22 protein-coding genes are annotated in these 19,294 nt (G+C 40.0%); 3 read left to right on the forward strand and 19 right to left on the reverse strand.

Annotation, left to right across the window (positions count from 1 at the left end):
* The 3 genes from B9T25_RS03555 to B9T25_RS03565 all read right to left on the reverse strand — a co-directional run bounded on the left by B9T25_RS03555 (position 1) and on the right by B9T25_RS03565 (position 1,457).
* The gene (locus B9T25_RS03555; RefSeq protein ID WP_086187390.1) at positions 1 to 423 is read right to left on the reverse strand and encodes a YqaA family protein; all 423 of its coding nucleotides are present in this window, start codon (positions 421 to 423) and stop codon (positions 1 to 3) included.
* Positions 424 to 441: 18 nt separating this feature from the next.
* Positions 442 to 726 (reverse strand): hypothetical protein, encoded by a 285-nt coding sequence (locus B9T25_RS03560; protein WP_086187391.1) that lies wholly within the window; start codon positions 724 to 726, stop codon positions 442 to 444.
* A 107-nt stretch (positions 727 to 833) separates the two neighbouring features.
* A complete protein-coding gene (locus B9T25_RS03565; protein ID WP_086187116.1) occupies positions 834 to 1,457 on the reverse strand; it encodes a glutathione S-transferase N-terminal domain-containing protein in 624 nt (207 codons plus the stop codon).
* Positions 1,458 to 1,755: 298 nt separating this feature from the next.
* On the opposite strand from B9T25_RS03565, the gene B9T25_RS03570 reads away from it, so the two are divergent.
* Positions 1,756 to 2,214 carry an Hsp20 family protein gene (locus tag B9T25_RS03570; protein ID WP_086187117.1) on the forward strand — a complete coding sequence of 153 codons (459 nt, stop codon included), beginning with the start codon at positions 1,756 to 1,758 and terminating at the stop codon, positions 2,212 to 2,214.
* 114 nt (positions 2,215 to 2,328) lie between these two features.
* On the opposite strand, the gene infC is transcribed toward B9T25_RS03570, so the two are convergent.
* From infC to B9T25_RS14755, 3 genes are all read right to left on the reverse strand, one after another.
* Positions 2,329 to 2,826, reverse strand: coding sequence for a translation initiation factor IF-3 (gene infC / locus B9T25_RS03575; protein ID WP_416202348.1), 498 nt, complete (start codon positions 2,824 to 2,826; stop codon positions 2,329 to 2,331).
* Positions 2,827 to 2,885: 59 nt separating this feature from the next.
* Complete coding sequence (gene thrS, locus B9T25_RS03580; protein ID WP_086187119.1) at positions 2,886 to 4,808, reverse strand: threonine--tRNA ligase; 1,923 nt, start codon at positions 4,806 to 4,808, stop codon at positions 2,886 to 2,888.
* 191 nt (positions 4,809 to 4,999) lie between these two features.
* Positions 5,000 to 5,128, reverse strand: coding sequence for a hypothetical protein (locus tag B9T25_RS14755; RefSeq protein ID WP_265733486.1), 129 nt, complete (start codon positions 5,126 to 5,128; stop codon positions 5,000 to 5,002).
* Between the two features lie 231 nt (positions 5,129 to 5,359).
* On the opposite strand from B9T25_RS14755, the gene B9T25_RS03585 reads away from it, so the two are divergent.
* On the forward strand, positions 5,360 to 6,997 hold the full coding sequence (locus B9T25_RS03585) for an acyl-CoA synthetase (RefSeq protein ID WP_086187120.1): 1,638 nt from the start codon (positions 5,360 to 5,362) through the stop codon (positions 6,995 to 6,997).
* Positions 6,998 to 7,089: 92 nt separating this feature from the next.
* Here the strand turns inward: B9T25_RS03585 and yjgA are convergent, their stop codons facing one another.
* The 9 genes from yjgA to mazG form a co-directional block, all read right to left on the reverse strand.
* Positions 7,090 to 7,626, reverse strand: a complete 537-nt coding sequence (gene yjgA, locus B9T25_RS03590; protein ID WP_086187121.1) for a ribosome biogenesis factor YjgA — start codon at positions 7,624 to 7,626, stop codon at positions 7,090 to 7,092.
* 2 nt (positions 7,627 to 7,628) lie between these two features.
* Positions 7,629 to 7,898, reverse strand: a complete 270-nt coding sequence (locus B9T25_RS03595) for an HPr family phosphocarrier protein (protein ID WP_086187122.1) — start codon at positions 7,896 to 7,898, stop codon at positions 7,629 to 7,631.
* A complete protein-coding gene (gene rapZ, locus B9T25_RS03600) occupies positions 7,895 to 8,746 on the reverse strand; it encodes an RNase adapter RapZ (RefSeq protein ID WP_086187123.1) in 852 nt (283 codons plus the stop codon). Before rapZ ends, B9T25_RS03595 begins: the two co-directional genes overlap by 4 nt.
* 38 nt (positions 8,747 to 8,784) lie before the next feature.
* On the reverse strand, positions 8,785 to 9,630 hold the full coding sequence (panC, locus tag B9T25_RS03605) for a pantoate--beta-alanine ligase (RefSeq protein WP_086187124.1): 846 nt from the start codon (positions 9,628 to 9,630) through the stop codon (positions 8,785 to 8,787).
* A gap of 2 nt (positions 9,631 to 9,632) precedes the next feature.
* Positions 9,633 to 10,442, reverse strand: coding sequence for a 3-methyl-2-oxobutanoate hydroxymethyltransferase (gene panB, locus B9T25_RS03610; RefSeq protein ID WP_086187125.1), 810 nt, complete (start codon positions 10,440 to 10,442; stop codon positions 9,633 to 9,635).
* A gap of 39 nt (positions 10,443 to 10,481) precedes the next feature.
* Positions 10,482 to 10,970, reverse strand: coding sequence for a 2-amino-4-hydroxy-6-hydroxymethyldihydropteridine diphosphokinase (gene folK, locus B9T25_RS03615; protein ID WP_086187126.1), 489 nt, complete (start codon positions 10,968 to 10,970; stop codon positions 10,482 to 10,484).
* Positions 10,967 to 12,427, reverse strand: coding sequence for a polynucleotide adenylyltransferase PcnB (pcnB, locus tag B9T25_RS03620; RefSeq protein WP_086187127.1), 1,461 nt, complete (start codon positions 12,425 to 12,427; stop codon positions 10,967 to 10,969). The genes folK and pcnB overlap by 4 nt, the downstream gene beginning before the upstream one ends.
* Positions 12,428 to 12,563: 136 nt before the next feature.
* Entirely contained in the window at positions 12,564 to 12,971 is a 408-nt protein-coding gene (locus B9T25_RS03625; RefSeq protein ID WP_086187128.1) for a ComEA family DNA-binding protein, read from the reverse strand.
* A 10-nt stretch (positions 12,972 to 12,981) separates the two neighbouring features.
* Entirely contained in the window at positions 12,982 to 13,743 is a 762-nt protein-coding gene (gene mazG / locus B9T25_RS03630) for a nucleoside triphosphate pyrophosphohydrolase (protein ID WP_086187129.1), read from the reverse strand.
* A 122-nt stretch (positions 13,744 to 13,865) separates the two neighbouring features.
* Here mazG and B9T25_RS03635 point away from each other — a divergent pair, with 122 nt between their 5' ends.
* The gene (locus tag B9T25_RS03635; protein ID WP_086187130.1) at positions 13,866 to 14,639 is read left to right on the forward strand and encodes an SDR family oxidoreductase; all 774 of its coding nucleotides are present in this window, start codon (positions 13,866 to 13,868) and stop codon (positions 14,637 to 14,639) included.
* 207 nt (positions 14,640 to 14,846) lie between these two features.
* On the opposite strand, the gene B9T25_RS03640 is transcribed toward B9T25_RS03635, so the two are convergent.
* The 4 genes from B9T25_RS03640 to B9T25_RS03655 form a co-directional block, all read right to left on the reverse strand.
* Positions 14,847 to 15,494 carry a 4'-phosphopantetheinyl transferase family protein gene (locus B9T25_RS03640; RefSeq protein ID WP_086187392.1) on the reverse strand — a complete coding sequence of 216 codons (648 nt, stop codon included), beginning with the start codon at positions 15,492 to 15,494 and terminating at the stop codon, positions 14,847 to 14,849.
* 89 nt (positions 15,495 to 15,583) lie between these two features.
* Positions 15,584 to 16,993: a ribosome biogenesis GTPase Der gene (der, locus tag B9T25_RS03645; protein WP_086187131.1), complete on the reverse strand. Its 1,410-nt coding sequence runs from the start codon at positions 16,991 to 16,993 to the stop codon at positions 15,584 to 15,586.
* A gap of 436 nt (positions 16,994 to 17,429) precedes the next feature.
* The gene (bamB, locus tag B9T25_RS03650) at positions 17,430 to 18,578 is read right to left on the reverse strand and encodes an outer membrane protein assembly factor BamB (RefSeq protein ID WP_086187132.1); all 1,149 of its coding nucleotides are present in this window, start codon (positions 18,576 to 18,578) and stop codon (positions 17,430 to 17,432) included.
* Positions 18,578 to 19,279: a YfgM family protein gene (locus tag B9T25_RS03655; RefSeq protein WP_086187133.1), complete on the reverse strand. Its 702-nt coding sequence runs from the start codon at positions 19,277 to 19,279 to the stop codon at positions 18,578 to 18,580. Before B9T25_RS03655 ends, bamB begins: the two co-directional genes overlap by 1 nt.
* Between the last annotated feature and the right edge of the window lie 15 nt (positions 19,280 to 19,294).

Here is a 19,294-nt window from a genome sequence, read left to right on the forward strand (position 1 = left end):
TTAAAACATTGAAAAAGCCCAATAGATAAAAACATAACGCCCTACTTTCGCAAGGCTCACCATCAATATAAACCGCACAAAATTTTCTTTAAGCAAACCTGCAATTAAAGTAATCGGATCACCAATGATCGGCACCCAACTAAACAACAATGACCAGTAGCCATATTTTTGATACAGAATCTGTGCTTTGAGCATTTTAGTTTCAGAAACAGGAAACCACTTTTTATCTTTATAGTTTTCGATTTTAAAACCGAGCCACCAATTCACACAAGAACCCAGAATATTTCCTAAACTGGCAAAAAAGAGTAAGCCAAGAACAGAATGACTGCCTTCGGCTAACAATGCCAATAAAACAGCTTCTGACTGCAATGGTAATAAGGTTGCTGCACCAAAAGCCGAAATAAACAGTAAAAAATAGGACAACATGCAATAAATACTGGCTTAAAGCCCAAGCTTTTTCTTGGTCTTTTTATATTCATAGACAGACCAAAGAATAAATAACACCATGACCAATCCACGCGCTAAATTATAACGTCGTGCAATCGTGCCAAAGACTTCACCCGATATCGATGGAGCACCTGTTTTTAGCATCTCTGCCAAGGATTGCATATGCACTACTTCGGCAATATAGAGCAACAAACAACATGCAATACCAAAGATAATCGCCCAATAAATCTTCGCATTGCTTTCAATAATACGCGTTAAATTTAAGAAAAAATCTTTCATCATCATGTTATCCAATAAAAAACCACCATAATGGGTGGTTTATTTCTGCGAAATTTAAGTGCTTGTCATACAAAGATCTTAGCACAAAAATATACGCTATTTTACAATCAAGTACTCACTTTAAGCGCTAAGGCTCGTTGCACTGCTGGACGTGCGGTTAAACGCGTAATATATTCTTTTACATATGGATAATCATCTAACTGAATTTGCTGCCACTCATAACGTAATATCCACGGCAGAATCGCCATATCAGCAATTGAATATTCACCTGCTACATACTTTTGACCAATTAACTGTTTATTCAACACACTATAAAGACGTTTGGTTTCATTCACATAACGATCTATTGCATATGGAATTTTCTCAGGTGCAAATTTATTAAAATGATGATTCTGTCCTAACATCGGCCCCAAACCGCCCATTTGCCACATCAACCATTGCTCAACTTCAACCCGTTGCTGTTCATCTGTTGGATAGTACAAGCCTGTTTTACGACCCAAATATTGTAAAATTGCACCAGACTCAAACACTGAAATTGCTTCGCTGCGAGGGCCATCTTGATCCACAATGGCTGGAATTTTATTGTTGGGAGAAATACGTAAAAAGTCGGGTTGAAACTGATCATTTTCCAAAATATTAATAGGAAAAACTTGATAATCCAATCCCATTTCTTCTAATGCTATTGTAATTTTATGACCATTGGGCGTACCCCAATAATATAAATCAATCATGTTATCTACCTTCCACTTTTCTCATTTTTTACATCACATTATTGAGATTTATAGCTAGTTATAGCATGTTTTATTGCAACAAACTGTAGTACTTCATATACAAAGTACTGTGATTAAACACATTATTTCTCAATCAATTATCAAATGAAGATTTTTTAATTTTTATTCTTGAAATCTATAAAAGCAATCCTATATTTAAGATACAGCAATGATCTTTCATGATATTGCTGAAAGTTCTGCGAAAGCAGTAATCAAGATCTTGTTTATAAAACTTTGCTAATTTCAGGAGGTTCTATCAATGAGCAACTTAAGCCTTAGTCCATTATTCCATCGTAGCATTGGTTTTGACCAACTCAATGACTTATTCGATTATGCGATGCAAAGCGATACCCCGAATTATCCGCTATATAATATTGAAAAAACTAGTGACAATAATTATCGTATAGTCGTTGCAACAACCGGATTTAATCAAGATCAACTTAAAATTAATCTTGAAAATCAGGTACTCACGATCACAGGTAAATCAACTGAAGAAAAGTCGGATACGTCCGTTGAATTTTTACATAAAGGCATTGCCAATCGTTCATTCAAACTGTCTTTACGTTTAGATGAGCATATTGAGGTGCAACGAGCTAACTATGAAAATGGTTTATTGAACATAGAATTGCAGCGGATTCTTCCTGAAGAAAAATTACCGCGGCACATTCCAATTGGTCGAAAAGGTAATGAACTTTTAGATTTGCCTAAAGCTGAATAAACCATAAAAAAGACCAGTCACTGACTGGTCTTTTTTATATTCTAAGATAAGCCCCATCAAAACACAGACATAAAAAAGCACTGCATGTGCAGTGCTTTTTTATTCAATGAGTGCTTATTTTTTACGTTTCGGTCCAATTAGCATACCCATTTGACGACCTTCCATTTTTGGTGCTTGTTCAACAGTACCGTATTCAATTACATCTGCTTCAACTTTTTGTAATTGAGCAAGACCTAATTGTTGATGAGCCATTTCACGACCACGGAAGCGCAAGGTAATTTTCACCTTGTTTCCTTCTTCTAAGAAACGAAGAATGGCACGTAACTTGATGTTGTAATCACCAATATCTGTACCCGGACGCAACTTAATCTCTTTAACCTGAACTTGATGCTGTTTTTTCTTCGCATCTTTTTGCTTTTGCTTCAGATCGAATAAATGTTTGTTAAAGTCCATGATTTTACAAACAGGTGGCTCTGCATTAGCAACGATCTCAACAAGATCAAGATCAACTTCTTCTGCAGCACGCAACGCTTCAGCAAGTGAAACGATGCCTTTTTGTTCCCCATCTGCAGCAACGAGACGTACTTCTTTCGCACGGATCTCATCATTCAATGCAGGACGATTGCTTTTAGCACCTTGTTGTTGGTTACGGTCAGGCTGTTTAATCTTTCTTACTCCACAATATACCGGCCACGTTCGGCGACGGCTACATTCACTAGGTCAACGAAGGCATCAATTGACATAGTACCTAAATTTTTTCCTGAGCGGGTACGAACATTTACTGTACCTTCCTCAACTTCACGGTCTCCAAGAACCAGTAAGTAAGGAATACGCTCTAAAGTACGTTCACGAATCTTAAAGCCGATTTTCTCATTTCTCAAGTCAGAAATGGTACGAATTCCACTTTCTTTAAGTTTCGCGACGACTGACTCACATGCTTCAGCTTGTGAATCTGTAATATTCATTACACACACTTGTGTTGGTGCTAACCAAGGTGGCATAAAGCCAGCGTAGTGTTCAATTAGTATACCAATAAATCGTTCGAAACTGCCAAGAATTGCACGGTGCAACATAACAGGTTGATCACGACCATTGTCTTCAGTCACATAAGATGCGTCTAAACGCTCTGGTAAATTGAAGTCACACTGAATAGTACCACATTGCCAGACACGACCTAAGCAGTCTTTCAAGGAGAATTCAATTTTTGGACCGTAGAATGCACCTTCGCCCGGTTGTAAGTCCCAAGCCAGACCTGCTGCATCTAAAGCATCTGCCAAAGATTTTTCAGCCATATCCCAAAGTTTGTCATCACCAACACGTTTTTCTGGACGTGTTGATAATTTCATTTGTACTTCTTCAAAACCAAAATCTTTATACACATCTAAAGTGAGCTTAATGAAATCAGCAACTTCTTTACCAATCTGTTCAGTGGTACAGAAAATATGCGCATCATCTTGAGTAAAGCCACGAACACGCATAATACCGTGTAGTGAGCCCGATGGTTCGTTACGGTGACATGAACCAAATTCAGCCAAACGAATTGGCAAATCACGGTAAGATTTTAAACCTTGGTTAAATACTTGCACGTGACATGGGCAGTTCATTGGTTTTACCGCATAGTTACGGTTTTCCGAATGCGTGGTAAACATATTGTCTGCATAGTTTGCCGCATGACCTGATTTTTCCCAAAGTGAAAAATCAACCACTTGTGGTGTACGAATTTCTTGATAACCATTGTCTTGCTGAACTTTACGCATGTATTGTTCAAGCACTTGGTAAATCGTCCAGCCATTCGGATGCCAAAACACCATACCTGGCGCTTCTTCTTGCATATGGAATAAATCTAACGCTTTACCAATTTTACGATGATCGCGCTTTTCTGCTTCTTCAATACGTTTTACATAAGCAGCTAGTTGTTTCTTGTCTGACCAAGCTGTACCGTAAATACGTTGTAATTGTTCATTCTTCGCATCGCCGCGCCAGTAAGCACCAGAGATTTTAGTCAACTTGAATGATTTTAAGAATTTAGTGTTTGGTACGTGCGGACCACGGCACATATCCAAATAATCTTGATGGTAGTACAAGCCCATTTGCGTTTCTTCAGGCATGTCCGCGATCAAGCGTAATTTGTATTCTTCGCCACGTGCTGTGAATTCTGCAACTACTTCATCACGCGGTGTCATTTTTTTCACGACATCATAATCTAGATCGATAAGCTTTTTCATACGCTCTTCAATCGCAGCCATGTCATCTAAAGTGAATGGACGTGGCATCCAGATGTCATAGTAGAAACCTTCTTCAATGACAGGACCAATGACCATTTTTGCTTCTGGGAACAATTGTTTAACAGCATGACCAACCAAGTGCGCGCAAGAGTGACGAATAATCTCTACACCTTCTTCGTCTTTCGGTGTAATGATTTGTACGGTTGCATCTTCAGCAATCAAGTCTGATGCATCAACTAAACGACCGTTTACACGACCTGCTACTGTATTTTTCGCAAGACCAGGACCAATGCTTAACGCAACGTCCATCACAGATACGGCTTGATCAAATTGTTTTTGATCGCCATTTGGCAAAGTGATAATTGGCATATAAAAAAATCCTTAAGGAGTGATGCCCCGTACCATGGGGCATATCACCGCGAGATTATGATCGAGGAGAACCTCAAAAGATAAAAACGGTGGATAAATAAAAATCGATTAGAATTTTACACGTCTTAACCCTTGGATTAAACCTTTTCGCAGGAAAAAACTCGATCTACGATAAATTTGTGATTTTTTGCCTAGTCACGCCCTTCCCAAAACAACGGGAAGCATGTTTTAAGCCCATGTCTAGGTTGGAAAATTTGCGGCGAAGCTTTTTGGCTTCCCGACCAATTGCTCCATGTTTCATTCACCTGTTGTATTTTCATTATTATTCCTTGGCTGATATCACTTCAGCCCTCAATTAGAGTAAAATACCTAAAAAATCAAATATGGGAACCCATACGTTCAAAAAAAACCGAACAATAAAATAATTTTATTAATATTCAATCTATTACAATTTCAAAAAAAGCACTCGACTAAAGCCTAAATGCAAGACTCATTAGAAATGCATATCTTTTCAGCAGGGTTTAAAAATAAATATAGAATGGAGTTTTAAAATGGTGAGCGCATACGATGAATTACCGCGTACTCCCGCAAACTTTGTAGCGTTGTCACCGCTACGCTACCTTGATCGTGCAGCGTATATCTATCCAAATCAGAATGCGATTATTTATGCTCAGCGTCGTATCACTTGGCGTGAAACATACAATCGTTGCCGTCAGTTTGCTAGCCAACTCCAAAAACTAGGGATCGGTAAAAATGATACCGTTTCTGCACTACTTCCAAACATTCCTGCCATGATTGAAGCGCACTTTGCTGTTCCTATGGCTGGTGCTGTGCTCAATACCTTAAATACACGTCTGGATGCTAAAACTTTGGCCTTCATGCTTGAACATGCGGAAACTAAAGTGTTATTGGTCGACCCTGAATTTGCAGCGCTTGCCACAGAAGCGCTTGCACTGGTTCCACAAGACATCTATGTGATTGATGTCAATGATGCTGAATATGGCTTTTCAACGCCCATTGGCCAAATTGAATATGAAGACTGGCTGCTTGAGGGTGACGCAAATTTTGAATGGTATTTACCCACAGATGAGTGGGATGCGATCAGTTTAAGCTATACCTCTGGAACCACAGGCAATCCTAAAGGCGTGGTTTACCACCATCGTGGTGCTTACATTAACGCAGCCAGCAATATCATTGCTTGCGGTATGACACCTCGCGCAACCTATTTATGGACGCTTCCTCTATTCCACTGTAATGGTTGGTGCTTTGCATGGACCATGGCAGCCAACGGTGGTACCAATGTTTGTTTACGTAAAGTGGATGCTGAACAAATTTTCAAATTAATTGCTGAACATAAAGTCGACTATTTCTGTGGTGCACCTATTGTTTTATCCATGCTGATTAACACCCCAGAGGATAAAAAAACAGCCTTTGACCACCGTGTGGAAGTCATGGTCGCAGGCGCTGCACCACCTGCGACAACCATTGAAGGAATGCGTAATATTGGTATTAATGTGACTCATGTTTATGGTTTAACTGAAACCTACGGTCCTTCTGCGCTTTGCGCCTCACAGGCAGGTTGGAGTGATTTATCCATTCAAGAACAAGCACAACTTCATTCACGTCAAGGCGTACCATATCCGTTGCAAGACAGCATGAAAGTACTTGATCCTGAAACCATGCAGGAAGTACCTCATGATGGACAAACTATGGGCGAAATTATGTTCCGTGGCAACATTGTGATGAAGGGCTATTTAAAGAACCCAGAAGCAACAGCTGAAGCCTTCGCTGGTGGATGGTTTCATACAGGTGATCTTGCCGTTTGCCAACCCGATGGTTATGCCAAAATTACCGATCGTTCAAAAGACGTGATTATTTCAGGGGGTGAAAATATTTCGTCACTTGAAGTAGAAGAAATATTGTACAAACATCCTGCCGTACTCACAGCAGCCGTGGTTGCCAAACCTGATCCACGTTGGCAAGAAGTTCCATGTGCCTTTGTGGAACTTAAAAACGGTCAAACAGCAACTCCTGAAGAACTAATTAAATTCTGTAAACAACATCTAGCACGTTTTAAAGTGCCTAAAGATATTATCATTACCGAAATTCCTAAAACATCGACAGGGAAACTACAGAAATTTATTTTACGTAATTGGGCCAAAGAGCGTGCTGTAGATGAATTTAATTAATTCCCTGCAACCGTCATCAACACAATGAAGATTTTTACCGATAAAAAAAGCGGCTCTTCTGAGCCGCTTTTTTTACTTTGAAAGTAAGAAGCTTAATTATCTGAAATTAAAGCCACTTGTTGAATGTAATTAAACAATTTGAGCTTCGAAGCCACCAATTCATCTTCAGGCAATTGTTTTGCAATATCACGATGAATACGCAAAATATGCTGACGAATAGGATGATGTTCTGCCGCATTATGCGCTTTCATGAATTCCTTAATCGCAGGATCACCTTGAGCAATCATGCGATCTACCCAACGGTTCAATTGTGCTGTTTTTTTCGCACCTTGCTGTGGCGTTAAATAAGATAAAATCACCGTTTCATCTTCATTACGCAACAATTTACCAATACGTAAAAATTGGCGACGGCGTGCTTCATGTGCCGTAATATTACGCACTTCTAACAACGCATCAATTAAACGCTCTTCAACTGGAAGTTTCTGAATTTGCTTAAGGCTCAATTCAGCCAATTGTTCACCTAAAGCAGCCATACGTTGCACTGCTTTTTTTTGTTCAGTCTTACTTGCACGCCCTTCTAAAGTGTCAAAGTCATCTTCAGTAAAACGCTGTTGCGGTCGACGTGCCACGATTAATCTGCCTCATAAAATTTTGCTGCAAATAGTGCCTGAATTTCAGATAAAGCTTGTTCTTCATCTGCACCATCAAGCACTAAACGTAAAGTTGTGCCCTTGCCTGCACCAAGCATGAGCAAGAACATAATATTTTTTGCATCAACTAATTTATCACCTTTACCAATTTGAATCGATGAACGAAATTTGGTGGTAACTTCTATTAGCTTTCCAGACGCACGCGCATGTAAACCTAGTTTATTAATTACGTCAACAGTTGTGTCAATCATGACCAGTGCTTCATTTCCCTGTGTAAGACTTGAATAGACCATTTTTCCTCAAGGGCTTTTTTGAGTCTATCCACAATATATACTGAACGGTGCTGCCCTCCGGTGCATCCAATAGACACCGTTATATAGTGACGATGACCTTCTGCAAAAGCAGGCAACCACTTATCTAAAAAATAATAAATATCTTGGAACATCTCATTGGTTTGTTCACTTTGTAGCAAAAACTGTTGTACAGGTAAATCTAAACCTGAATATTTTCGCAATTCCAAATCCCAATGTGGGTTAGGCAAATGACGTACGTCAAACACATAATCGGCATCAAGTGGAATACCGTGCTTATAACCAAAAGATTGCAAAATTAAAATTAAGTTATCCGATTGCCCAAGTTTAGACAATAAAGTGTGCTTTAAATCATGCACACTTTTATCGGTGGTATCAATATGTACTGTTGAACGTAATTGTATCGGAAGTAATAAAGTTTTTTCTTCCTGAATACATTCAGTCAAACTTTTAAAACGACTTGATAATGGATGTGGACGACGTGATGCACTAAAACGAGAAATCAATTCTTGGTCTTGCGTGGTCAAATAAATAATATCAACCGAACCATGTTTCTGTAATTGTTCAAAAACATGGTCAAACTCTTGCAAGTCTGCACCAGTACTGCGGACATCCACCCCTAAAGCCAATTGCTCTAGATTATTTTCACAATCCAGCTTAGCCACAATTTCAGGTAACAATGCCAGAGGTAAATTATCAATACAGTAGTAACCTAAATCTTCAAGCACCTGCAAGGCAGATGATTTCCCTGATCCAGATTGTCCTGTAACGATTAAAATACGCTTCATGGCAAGGCTGTCCTTTAACTTATGCTGTTTGCTTAAAACTATACAGTGTATTTAACCTGTACGTTATCAATCAGTCGAGTTGTACCTAATTTAGCCGCAACAAATAGAATAACATCCTGATTAAATGCTTCAATTTTTTGCAATTCAGGTATACGTGCTTCCACATAATCCACAATAAAACCAGCTTGTGTCAACGTGTGCTTAATATTTTCTAACACTTCTACAAGGTTAACACCACTTTGAAGTTCTTGTTCAGCCACTTTTAAACTTTGGAAAATGGCAGGGGCTATTTTGCGCTGCTCTTCAGTTAAATAACCATTACGTGAACTGAGTGCCAGACCATCTTCTGCACGAGTAATCGGTACACCAATCACTTCTAAAGGAATATTCAAATCACGTACAAACTGACGAATCACAGCCAGTTGTTGATAATCTTTTTGTCCAAAGAAAGCAAAATTCGGCTGCACAATATTAAACAATTTAGTGACAATCACCGCCACGCCATCAAAGTGACCTGGACGCTGTAAACCACATAAATCATTGGTGATATCAGACACGCTAATATTGGTGAAGCGTGGTTTGTTGCCATACATTTGTTCAACGCTTGGCGCAAAAACAATGTCACAACCGACATCGGCTAACAAATGACTATCATGTTCTAAAGTACGCGGGTAATTTTCAAAATCTTCATTTGGGCCAAATTGGATGGGATTGACAAAAATACTGACCACCACGACGTCACATATTTTACGCGCTTCACGCACTAAATTTAAATGACCTTCGTGTAAATTCCCCATGGTTGGAACAAAACCAATAATTTTTCGCGCTGATCGGGCTGGACTCAGTGAAGCCGATAATCCTTGAATCGTGGTTTCTGTTTTCATCTTTACAGCTCGACTTGAAAAGTGTGTTCTTTAGCAGGGAAAGAGCCCTCTAGCACCGCAGTATGGTAGGCTTTAAAAGCATCCAAAATTGCAGTTTCTCCTGCTTGTTCTTTCATAAAATTACGCACAAATTTAGCCACGCGACCAAAGGTCAAACCAAGCATATCTTGAACAACCAATACTTGACCATCCGTATCCACACCCGCGCCAATGCCAATCACAGGAACATGCGGGAACAATTCACTAATTTCTTTGCCTAATTGTGCAGGTACACATTCTAATAATAATAAAGCAGCACCCGCTTCAACCACCGCTTTACAATCAGCAATCAAGCGATCCGCCGCTTCACGTGTACGCGCTTGTAATTTATAGCCACCAAGGACATGAACCGATTGTGGGGTTAAACCTAAGTGCACACAGACTGGAATACCATTTCGGGTCAAAACAGTGACGGTTTCATTTAACCATGCACCGCCTTCCATTTTGACCATTTGCGCACCCGCTTGCATCACAGTTTTTGAACTGCTTAATGCATCATTTAAAGTGGCATAGCTCATAAACGGTAAATCAGTCATAATAAAAGCATGCTGATTACCACGACGTACTGCTGCGGTATGGTAAGCCATATCTTCTACAGTAACAGGCAACGTTGAATCACGCCCCTGAATTGCCATCCCCAAAGAATCGCCAATTAAAATAGTGTCGACTTCTGCAATTTCCATTGCCTTCGCCATGCTAGCATCGTAGCAAGTCAAACAAGAAAATTTGCGTCCGTCAGTTTTAAATTTTCTTAAGTCACTGAGACTAATCATCAAAATGTTCCTCTAACACGTTCCAAGAACATGTCTAAATTAAATATTTGACCAAGAGTCATCATCCAAAACCACAAGGGTCGGATGTTGTACCATGGGTAAATCTTTTAATCGTTGCGCTTTAATTTCTATATTTGCATCTAAGTCTAACAAGGGTATCACCACAAAATCACGCTCAAACAGTCCAACATGTGGCACCGTTAAACGTGCATTGTGTATTTGTTGCTGACCATAGACCAATAAATCTAAATCTAAAGTACGTTCACCCCAATGGCGTAAACGTACCCGACCAGACTCTTGCTCAAAACTTTGCAATTGATCTAACAAAGCCAAAGGAGCTAAATCAGTTTCTAGTTGCACCACCGCATTTAAATAATTCGGTTGGTCTTGTGGCCCCATCGGTGGGCTTTGATATAACTTCGATGTTTTCACTGTTCCAAGTGTTGCTAGCTTTTGCACAGCTTCAATCAAAATTTGTCGTGAATCACCCAAGTTACTGCCTAAGCCAATATAGGTTACAGCGGTCATTGTGTCGGCCCAAAAACCACTTGGTTTAAATCACGTGTTACCCGTTTACGTTTTAAAATCGGGTGATCTGCGCGAATTTCTGAGCTACCAGAAGTCACCATTTGAACAGGTCTTTCAGGTTTACCTCGGCTCTTACGGTCACGTTCACGACGACTGCGTGGTGCAACCTCTTGAACCAAAGGTTCAATTTCAACAGACACGGATTTAGACTCAACCACATCGTCTACTGATGCTTTACGACGGCTTTTAGCACGCTGACGATTGTATTGGCTAATCGCACGTTCTTTTTCATCGGTGTTCATCAGCTGATACGAATCCCACCACGTTCCCATACCTTGTGTACTGTGATCACCAGACTTCTCACGCAGTAACAGAAAGTCAAATCCTGCACGGAAGCGCGCATGGGTCGATAAAGATTGAATTTGCTGTGGTTTAGGGCTGAGCAACCGAGTTTGCATTTCCCAAACTTCACGAATAAAAGTTTCTGCAAAACGTGGAATAATGGTTCGCGTTGCTTGACGTTTTAAAACATCTAAACCCGCTTGTGCACGTGCTTCAGCAGCAACCACACCTTTGTTTAAATAAAACTCACAACGTTCTAAAAAGGGCTTCCACAACAAAACCGCATAGAAAAATGCAGGATTGATGGTTTTACCGATTTGAATACGTTGATCGGTATTGATGGCAGCACGTTCAATAAATGTTGAGATCTCTGGATCGATGTCTGCAAAGAGCTGACGCCAAATATCAAAATCGATCAGCATCGGCAGCACACGATTCAAATGCCCCATGGTGAATAATTTCTGCGATTCATCATATAAACGATGCGGAGAAATATCACGCAGCAACTGGGTCATTTCAGGAGTGAAAACTTCTAAAATGTCAGGTGCAATACTAAAATTCAACTTTGCTGCAAAGCGTAAAGTACGCAGCATACGGACGGGATCTTCTTCAAAACGTAAAGTTGGATCGCCCAGTAAGCGTAAGGTTTTATTTTTTATGTCATCAATGGCATGACAAAAATCGAGCACGATGCCTTTACGCGGTTGATAATACATCGCATTAATCGAAAAATCACGGCGAGCAAAATCTTGCTCAATCGTGCCCCAATTATTATCCCGTAAAATCATACCTGAAGCAGAGGTAACCTCTTTTTTCGGTGGCGCACGGAAAGTGGCAACTTCGACCAGTTCTCGACCGGAATAGACATGAGCAAGTTCAAAACGTCGTCCAATAATACGACAACGTCGTCCGAAAACTTCTTTCACTTGAGCGGGTGTCGCATCGGTGACGGCATCAAAATCTTTAGGATTTAGACCCAACATTAAGTCACGAACACCACCACCGACGATATACGCTTCAAAGCCTGCCTTAGTTAAGGCATCGATAACATCTAAGATGTAAGAAGGTAATTGAGCGGTTGATAAACCACATTTTGACGCGTGCAAAGTTTGCAAAAGACGCTGTCTCCTACGTCTGAACGTAAAATATCTAAGATGACGCTAATCATATATCTAACACCATCAAAGGGCAATTTGATTATCTCAATGCTGAATATATTGTTCGCTCTTTCTTGCCCACTTAAACCATAAATTACAGACCTAATCGGTCTTTATTCTTGGCAAATAAAGCAGGTCCAATGCCCTTCACCTGTTGCAATTCCTCAATGTTTTTAAATTTTCCATTTTTCTGACGATAGCCAATAATCGCTTCTGCTTTTTTTAATCCAATGCCAGATAATTCTTGTAATTGCGCTAAATTAGCTTGATTCAAACTTATTTTAGCAGCGCTGGATGGCTGTAAAGCCGGCTTTGCCAAATAATGATTCCTAGTTGTGGAGACGCGTGGAATTTTTAAACGTGCATCTTGGGCGTCTTGTTCAGCCTTCCATTTTAAATATTGTTGGTCAAATTGTTGCGCATAAAGATTCGATCCACTCAACAATGACAGAAATATACAAAGATAAAAAATGCGCTGCAGCAGCTGCTTTATTTTTTTCATTAGACACCTATTATTTTAATTGTTGTTTCGCTTGCTCCCACAATTGATCCATTTCTTCTAAAGAGAGCTCCTCAATTTGTTGCTGTTGTCGTTGTACCTGATCTTCAATGAAAGCAAAACGTGTTCTAAATTTATGAATGGTGCTTAAAAGTGCCATTTCACCAGACACGCCAAGTTTACGTCCAACATTGATCAGTGAAAACAAACAATCACCAAATTCGTCGAATATTTCGTCGGAATTTTGCTTTTGTATAGCATGCTGTAATTCGGCTAATTCTTCATTTAATTTGCCATAAGCGCCTGCAACATCTGGAAAATCGAAACCGATTTGTGCGGCATTTTTTTGGATTTCATCTGCTTGCTGCATTGCAGGTCCATGCTTAATCTCATCTAAGCGAGATTGTACTTTACCTTGTTTTTCTTGTTGTTTAATTTGCTTCCATAACACCGCAACATCCGCTGCACCTAATTGCGAAAACTGTTCTGCTTGAAATACATGTGGATGACGACGAATTAATTTTTCAGTAATCGCCTGTACAACATCATTAAAATTAAATGCACCTTGCTCGCTATACATTTGCGCTTGAAAAACCACTTGCAGCAGTAGATCACCAAGTTCATCACGAATATCATCGGTGTTGCCATCTCGAATTGCGGCTTCCACTTCATAAGCCTCTTCTATGGCATATTTGGTTAAACTTTGTGGCGTTTGTTGTTGATCCCATGGATATTTTTCACGTAACTCACGCATCACCGCCAACAATTTATCCATGTTTTCATCACTCCAATCACATTATCTAAACTGAGGTTTTCACTGTTAATATTTGTTATGCTCAAGCCAAATAAATGAAAAAACCTAAACGTAACAAAAACAAAATGAACAAGGAAAATGACATGCACAGTATATTTATTAGCGGGGCAGCACAAGGCATTGGTGCTGCAATTGCCACGCTATTTTACCAACACGGTTATAAAGTGGGCATTTATGATATTAACCTCGTCCAAGCGCAAAAACTGGCCCAACAATTGGGACCGCAGGCAAAAGCGGGGTTACTGGATGTGTCTAATTATAGCCAATGGCAACAAGCTCTGAGCGAATTTCAGGCTTGGGCAGGTGAATTAAATGTATTGGTCAATAATGCAGGGATTTTATATTCAGGTGCTTTTGAACAGACCGATATCACCGCGCATCATCGCACCATCGACATTAATGTCAAAGGGGTTTTAAATGGTTGCCATGCTGCCTTGCCCTTTTTAAAACAAGCATCATTTGCTCGCGTGATTAACTTATCTTCTGCTTCTGCCATTTATGGGCAAGCCGATCTGGTATCTTATTCTGCCAGTAAGTTTGCCGTGCGCGGCATTACCGAAGGATTGGACATTGAATGGCAAAAATATGGCATACGGGTTTTAGATGTGATGCCACTGTTTGTACAAACAGCCATGGTTAAAGATATGGATGCCGGCAGTATTCAAAATATGGGGGTGCATTTAAGCGCCCATGATGTTGCAAAACAGATTTATCAATTGGTGCAACGCCAAGATAGCATCTTTACGCCAACACACCAGCTCGTAGGCTTCAAAACTAAACTTCTCTTTACACTGTCTGGTATGAGTCCACAGTTTGTGAATCGAATCAGCAATCGTATTTTAGCCAAAAGAAAATAAGCTCAATCAAAAAAGTCTGTTTTTTGGAGTAGTGCCTGTCAGTTAAGAGATTGACTGGCATTTTTTAAATTTTATGCGATTCACAGAGACATCATCCGCAACTTGAGCCATGAAAAGGATTGATGCATTTTACGGTGAGAAGAGTTTTCTTCTCTTTTGGATCAGAAGTTTTTGAACAACCATCCAATTTAAAAGATGATGAACAAACTATACCGCAGAAATAATTTGAATTTTGGGAAAAGTAAAACCTTGACAGGAGGCTTCAGAACGCCATGCAACCGTAAGCATCACCTGAGCTAAATGGAAGTTTTGATAGGCAAATGTACCAATTAAAGGATGATGACATAATCCACCATCATGAACTGGATGTACCCGTGTATCTAATTCATTTAAGTTCAAACGCACCCCCAATCCTGCGGCTTTTAAGACTGCTTCTTTGGTGGTCCAAACCTTAAACCAATAATTTCGGTCTTGTTCTAACACATGCCAATGTTGTAATTCATTAGGATGAAAAGCATGTGTTGCTAAAGCTTCAAATCGTACCTTACGATCTAAGTCTTCAACATCCACACCTAAATCTTGCATCTGCATGCTGCTTGCTAAAGCATAATGTTTTTGGCTATGACTATGATTGAAATAAAATTTGGGGAAATTGATTAAATGCGGTTTGCCGTACTCGGTCTTAGAAAAATCACTTTGTTGCAGCGTGATCTGTAATTGCTCGGACAACAATTGATTGCGATAACGATAGACTTCCTGCTTTTGCAGCTGAATTTTAGCCTTTCGATCCAATACCTTAGATAAAGGTACAATATGTTCCAATGTATCTACATCTACGCGTATCCGTCTGGTCACATCAATCACCTGATCAAAAATATAATCACATCTTAAAAGAAAAAAGCCCAAAGTAAACTCCGGGCTTTTTTCAATCAAGACTGGATTAATTAGCTTTTATACTTTTTAGCAGCCTTTTTAAATTTCTGCACATGACGACGTTTACGTGCTGCAACGCGTTCATCCACTTGCGTTTTACGGCCTTCAAATGGATTTTCAGAGGTTTTAAACTCAATTCGAACTGGCGTACCTTCAAGCTTATAAACTCTACGGAATACGTTCTCAAGATAGCGGCGATAATCTGCTGGAGTTTTATCCACCTTATTACCATGAACCACAATCGTTGGTGGATTTTGTCCACCCATATGCGCATAACGCATTTTAATACGACGACCGCTAATCATAGGCGGTTGATGTGCTTCAGTCGCATCATTCAAAATTTGCGTGATTTTCGCAGGTGAAACTTTTAAATGCGAAGAATCATAAGCACGATGGATCGAAGGATATAAATCACCTACCCCTGTACCATGTAATGCAGAAATGAGATGCACTTTTGCCCATGGGATAAAGTCAAAACGACGATCAACATCAAGCTTACATTGCTTGCGGTCATAGTCTGACATGTTGTCCCATTTGTTGATGGCAATCACCATTGCTCGACCCGCTTCTAAAGCATAGCCAATTAAATGCAGATCTTGTTCAACCACCCCTTCACGTGCATCCAAGACCACAACCACAACATGCGCATCTTTAATCGCTTGTAAAGTTTTAACAATCGAAAACTTCTCAATCATTTCATCTACTTTACCTTTACGACGCACACCCGCGGTATCAATCAAGGTATATTTCTTTTCATTCCGTTCATACGGAATATAAATAGAATCACGCGTCGTTCCAGGCATGTCGAAAACAACAACACGTTCTTCGCCCAATAAACGGTTAACCAAAGTCGATTTACCGACGTTAGGACGACCGATCACCGCTAAACGTAAACCTGTTGCTTTATCGTGTTCAGCTTCGTCACCATCTTCAGGAACGTCTTCAAGCACTTCCTCAAGCATTTGTGCCACACCACGACCATGACTGGCCGCAACATGTAACGGCTCACCAAAGCCCAGTTGATAAAACTCAACCACAGCAGCTTCAGCATGCACACCGTCTACTTTATTCGCCACGAGGTAAACTTTTTTACCCAAAGTACGAATTTCACGGGCAATCTGTTCATCAGATGCAAGTAGTCCTGCGCGCGCATCGACAACAAAAACAATAATATCTGCTTCATTGATGGCTGTTTTAGACTGTTCTGCCATATAGGCATCAATACCAGCTTCACTTTCGCCAATACCACCAGTATCGACAACAATAAATGATTTATTTTGGAAAACGGCGTCGCCATATTTACGGTCACGCGTAAGACCAGCAAAGTCAGCAACGAGTGCATCACGGCTCTTGGTAATCTGATTAAATAACGTTGATTTTCCGACGTTCGGACGACCAATGAGCGCAATTACGGGTTTCATAGAATAACCTTTATTCAAAATCAGCCAGTGAGACTGGTCTGAACATCAGAAACAATGGAAGAAAATAAAATATAAATAGGGTCTGTTGACATTTCACAGATGCTTGCGACAGAGGACATTTTTTAGACGCTACAAGGCATGTTTTGCAAAATTTAGTCATTCTAAATGAGTAAAACATAACGCAGTAGCGGAAAAATGTCCCTGTCCCATAGGGTTATCACTAAAACTTCCCCAAACTTCGTTATGAAACTTGGCAAGGGGATCAACCATTGTCTGCATTTCATGCCTTGTTTGAGTTGTTTTAGTGAATAACGCAATGCATGGCTGAAATATCAACAGACCCTAACTAAATAAAACACGGGGCATTGAAAATTTTCAAATACCCCGTGTTCAAAAAATACGGATTTTGTCTAGTTTAACATAAGCTAGAACAAAATTAACGATTCTGCCAAACGCTTAACGCACCCTTTCGAGTGGAAACATACAGCTGATTATCAATTACACGTAGTGAACGCACTTCACCACTGGTTTTTGAGCGACCAATCAATTGCCCAGAAGCTGGATCGATTAAGTGTAATACACCATCTAAATCACCAACGACAAGGTCTTGACCTAAAATCACGGGATTGCTCAAATTACGATTAAGTAAACTATCGTTTTGCCACAATTGTTCACCTGTTGTTAGTTCATAAGCCGTGATTTTGCCATCGGCTTGAGCAACATAAACAGTGTTATTGAACACTTCTGGACGCAAAATACTGCTTGCATCTTCGCTCCACACCACTTGTTGTGAAGCTAAATCGGTAACAGTAACCTGTCCTTGAAAACTAGTCGTAACAAGGAACTGTCCTGCAACCACAGGATCACCATCAATATCATTCAGACGTTGAATATCTGAACGACCGTCACTCACCGCAACGCGGCGCTGCATGCGCGGAATACCACTGAGTACATCAAGCGCATAGACATAAGCATTGGATGAAGCAATCAAAACTGTACGCGAATCGAGTGCAACAGGTGATGCCATACCACGTAAGCTAAATTGTACATTAGGCAAGTTATATGTCCAAACTTGCTGACCTGTTGCCAGATCATGGGCATAAACAGTGCCGTCATTGCTGACGCTAATCACTCGACCAGATTGAATCAATGAAGCCGACAATAGAGCACCGGATAACTGTGCAGTCCACTTTTGTTCACCTATAGCTTGATCAAGTGCAAAGAGTTGACCTTTTTTATTACCAACGACAACAGTCCCTTCACTCGCTTCTACCCCAGAGCTTAAGCCCTGTTTAGAAATTTGTTTTTCCCATAAGCGTTGCTTCCCTTGGTAAGCAGATACTTCACCTTTTGGGTCGACAGTAAAGATCACACCATTGTCCACATCTAAACGTAGACGTAATGAATCTTCTTCACTGGTTGAAGAAACACTTTGAGAAAATACAGGAACAAGACTTTTGGCTTGCACTAATTTCGGCAATGGATTGGGTTTAACCTTCTCCACTTTAATTTTATTTGTTGAACAACCAACAAGTGCAAAAGTTAAAATTGTTAGCGCAAAAGATATTTTGTATTTTCTATCCATCATGACTCATCCACTTGTGTTTCTAAAATTGGGCGTTCAACTTCAGGATCATCAACTAAAACGCCGACACTTTCGAGTTTAATTTGTAAAATTTGACGTTCTTGTTGACGTTCAACCAGTGCATCCCATGCACTCATGTAAGATTTCTTCGCATTTTCGATATCATTTTTAGCGACATACACATCTCCACGCGCTTCATCGGTTGTCGCTTTAAAAGCAGGATCTGTCACTAAAGATAATGTTTTAATTGCTTCATCATATTTGTTTTGAGCAAGCTGAGCATAAGCCAAGCGGAGTTTAACCACTTGAACTAAGCCCGTATCATCCAGCTTAGAATTTTCAACTTTTTTCAATGCACGCTCTGCATGTGCATAATCTGCTTTGTCATAAGCCAATTTCGCCATGAGCAATTGCGTTTGAATGGCTTGTGCAGAATCTGGTGCGTCTTTGACAATTTTGTCCGCAGTCGCAGATAAGGCATTAAATACATCGGCATTGCCTTGTGCATTCTTCGCATCATCCATCAACTGTTGAACTTTGGCTGTTTCCATTTGTGATTCAGCCAAATTTTTCTTCTGCCAATACTCCCAACCAAAAAAGGCAATCAACGCAATTAAAATCCCACTAATCATGGCAGAACCATATTTTTTAGTGAAAGATTTTAAGCTATCAAGTTGTTCATTATCACTCAATGCGTTCATGTGATTACCTTTTCC

This window comes from Acinetobacter sp. ANC 4470 (genome assembly GCF_002135335.1).
Classification (GTDB): Bacteria; Pseudomonadota; Gammaproteobacteria; order Pseudomonadales; family Moraxellaceae; genus Acinetobacter.

What these genes read in the sequence shown, in the direction of transcription:
- B9T25_RS03560 (WP_086187391.1), bottom strand. Translation starts at nt 726, where the DNA reads ATGAAAGATTTTTTCTTAAATTTAACGCGTATTATTGAAAGCAATGCG.
- B9T25_RS03565 (WP_086187116.1), bottom strand. Translation starts at nt 1,457, where the DNA reads ATGATTGATTTATATTATTGGGGTACGCCCAATGGTCATAAAATTACA.
- B9T25_RS03570 (WP_086187117.1), top strand. Translation starts at nt 1,756, where the DNA reads ATGAGCAACTTAAGCCTTAGTCCATTATTCCATCGTAGCATTGGTTTT.
- thrS (WP_086187119.1), bottom strand. Translation starts at nt 4,808, where the DNA reads ATGCCAATTATCACTTTGCCAAATGGCGATCAAAAACAATTTGATCAA.
- B9T25_RS14755 (WP_265733486.1), bottom strand. Translation starts at nt 5,128, where the DNA reads ATGAAAATACAACAGGTGAATGAAACATGGAGCAATTGGTCGGGAAGC.
- B9T25_RS03585 (WP_086187120.1), top strand. Translation starts at nt 5,360, where the DNA reads ATGGTGAGCGCATACGATGAATTACCGCGTACTCCCGCAAACTTTGTA.
- B9T25_RS03595 (WP_086187122.1), bottom strand. Translation starts at nt 7,898, where the DNA reads ATGATTGACACAACTGTTGACGTAATTAATAAACTAGGTTTACATGCG.
- rapZ (WP_086187123.1), bottom strand. Translation starts at nt 8,746, where the DNA reads ATGAAGCGTATTTTAATCGTTACAGGACAATCTGGATCAGGGAAATCA.
- panC (WP_086187124.1), bottom strand. Translation starts at nt 9,630, where the DNA reads ATGAAAACAGAAACCACGATTCAAGGATTATCGGCTTCACTGAGTCCA.
- panB (WP_086187125.1), bottom strand. Translation starts at nt 10,442, where the DNA reads ATGATTAGTCTCAGTGACTTAAGAAAATTTAAAACTGACGGACGCAAA.
- folK (WP_086187126.1), bottom strand. Translation starts at nt 10,970, where the DNA reads ATGACCGCTGTAACCTATATTGGCTTAGGCAGTAACTTGGGTGATTCA.
- B9T25_RS03625 (WP_086187128.1), bottom strand. Translation starts at nt 12,971, where the DNA reads ATGAAAAAAATAAAGCAGCTGCTGCAGCGCATTTTTTATCTTTGTATA.
- mazG (WP_086187129.1), bottom strand. Translation starts at nt 13,743, where the DNA reads ATGGATAAATTGTTGGCGGTGATGCGTGAGTTACGTGAAAAATATCCA.
- B9T25_RS03635 (WP_086187130.1), top strand. Translation starts at nt 13,866, where the DNA reads ATGCACAGTATATTTATTAGCGGGGCAGCACAAGGCATTGGTGCTGCA.
- der (WP_086187131.1), bottom strand. Translation starts at nt 16,993, where the DNA reads ATGAAACCCGTAATTGCGCTCATTGGTCGTCCGAACGTCGGAAAATCA.
- bamB (WP_086187132.1), bottom strand. Translation starts at nt 18,578, where the DNA reads ATGGATAGAAAATACAAAATATCTTTTGCGCTAACAATTTTAACTTTT.
- B9T25_RS03655 (WP_086187133.1), bottom strand. Translation starts at nt 19,279, where the DNA reads ATGAACGCATTGAGTGATAATGAACAACTTGATAGCTTAAAATCTTTC.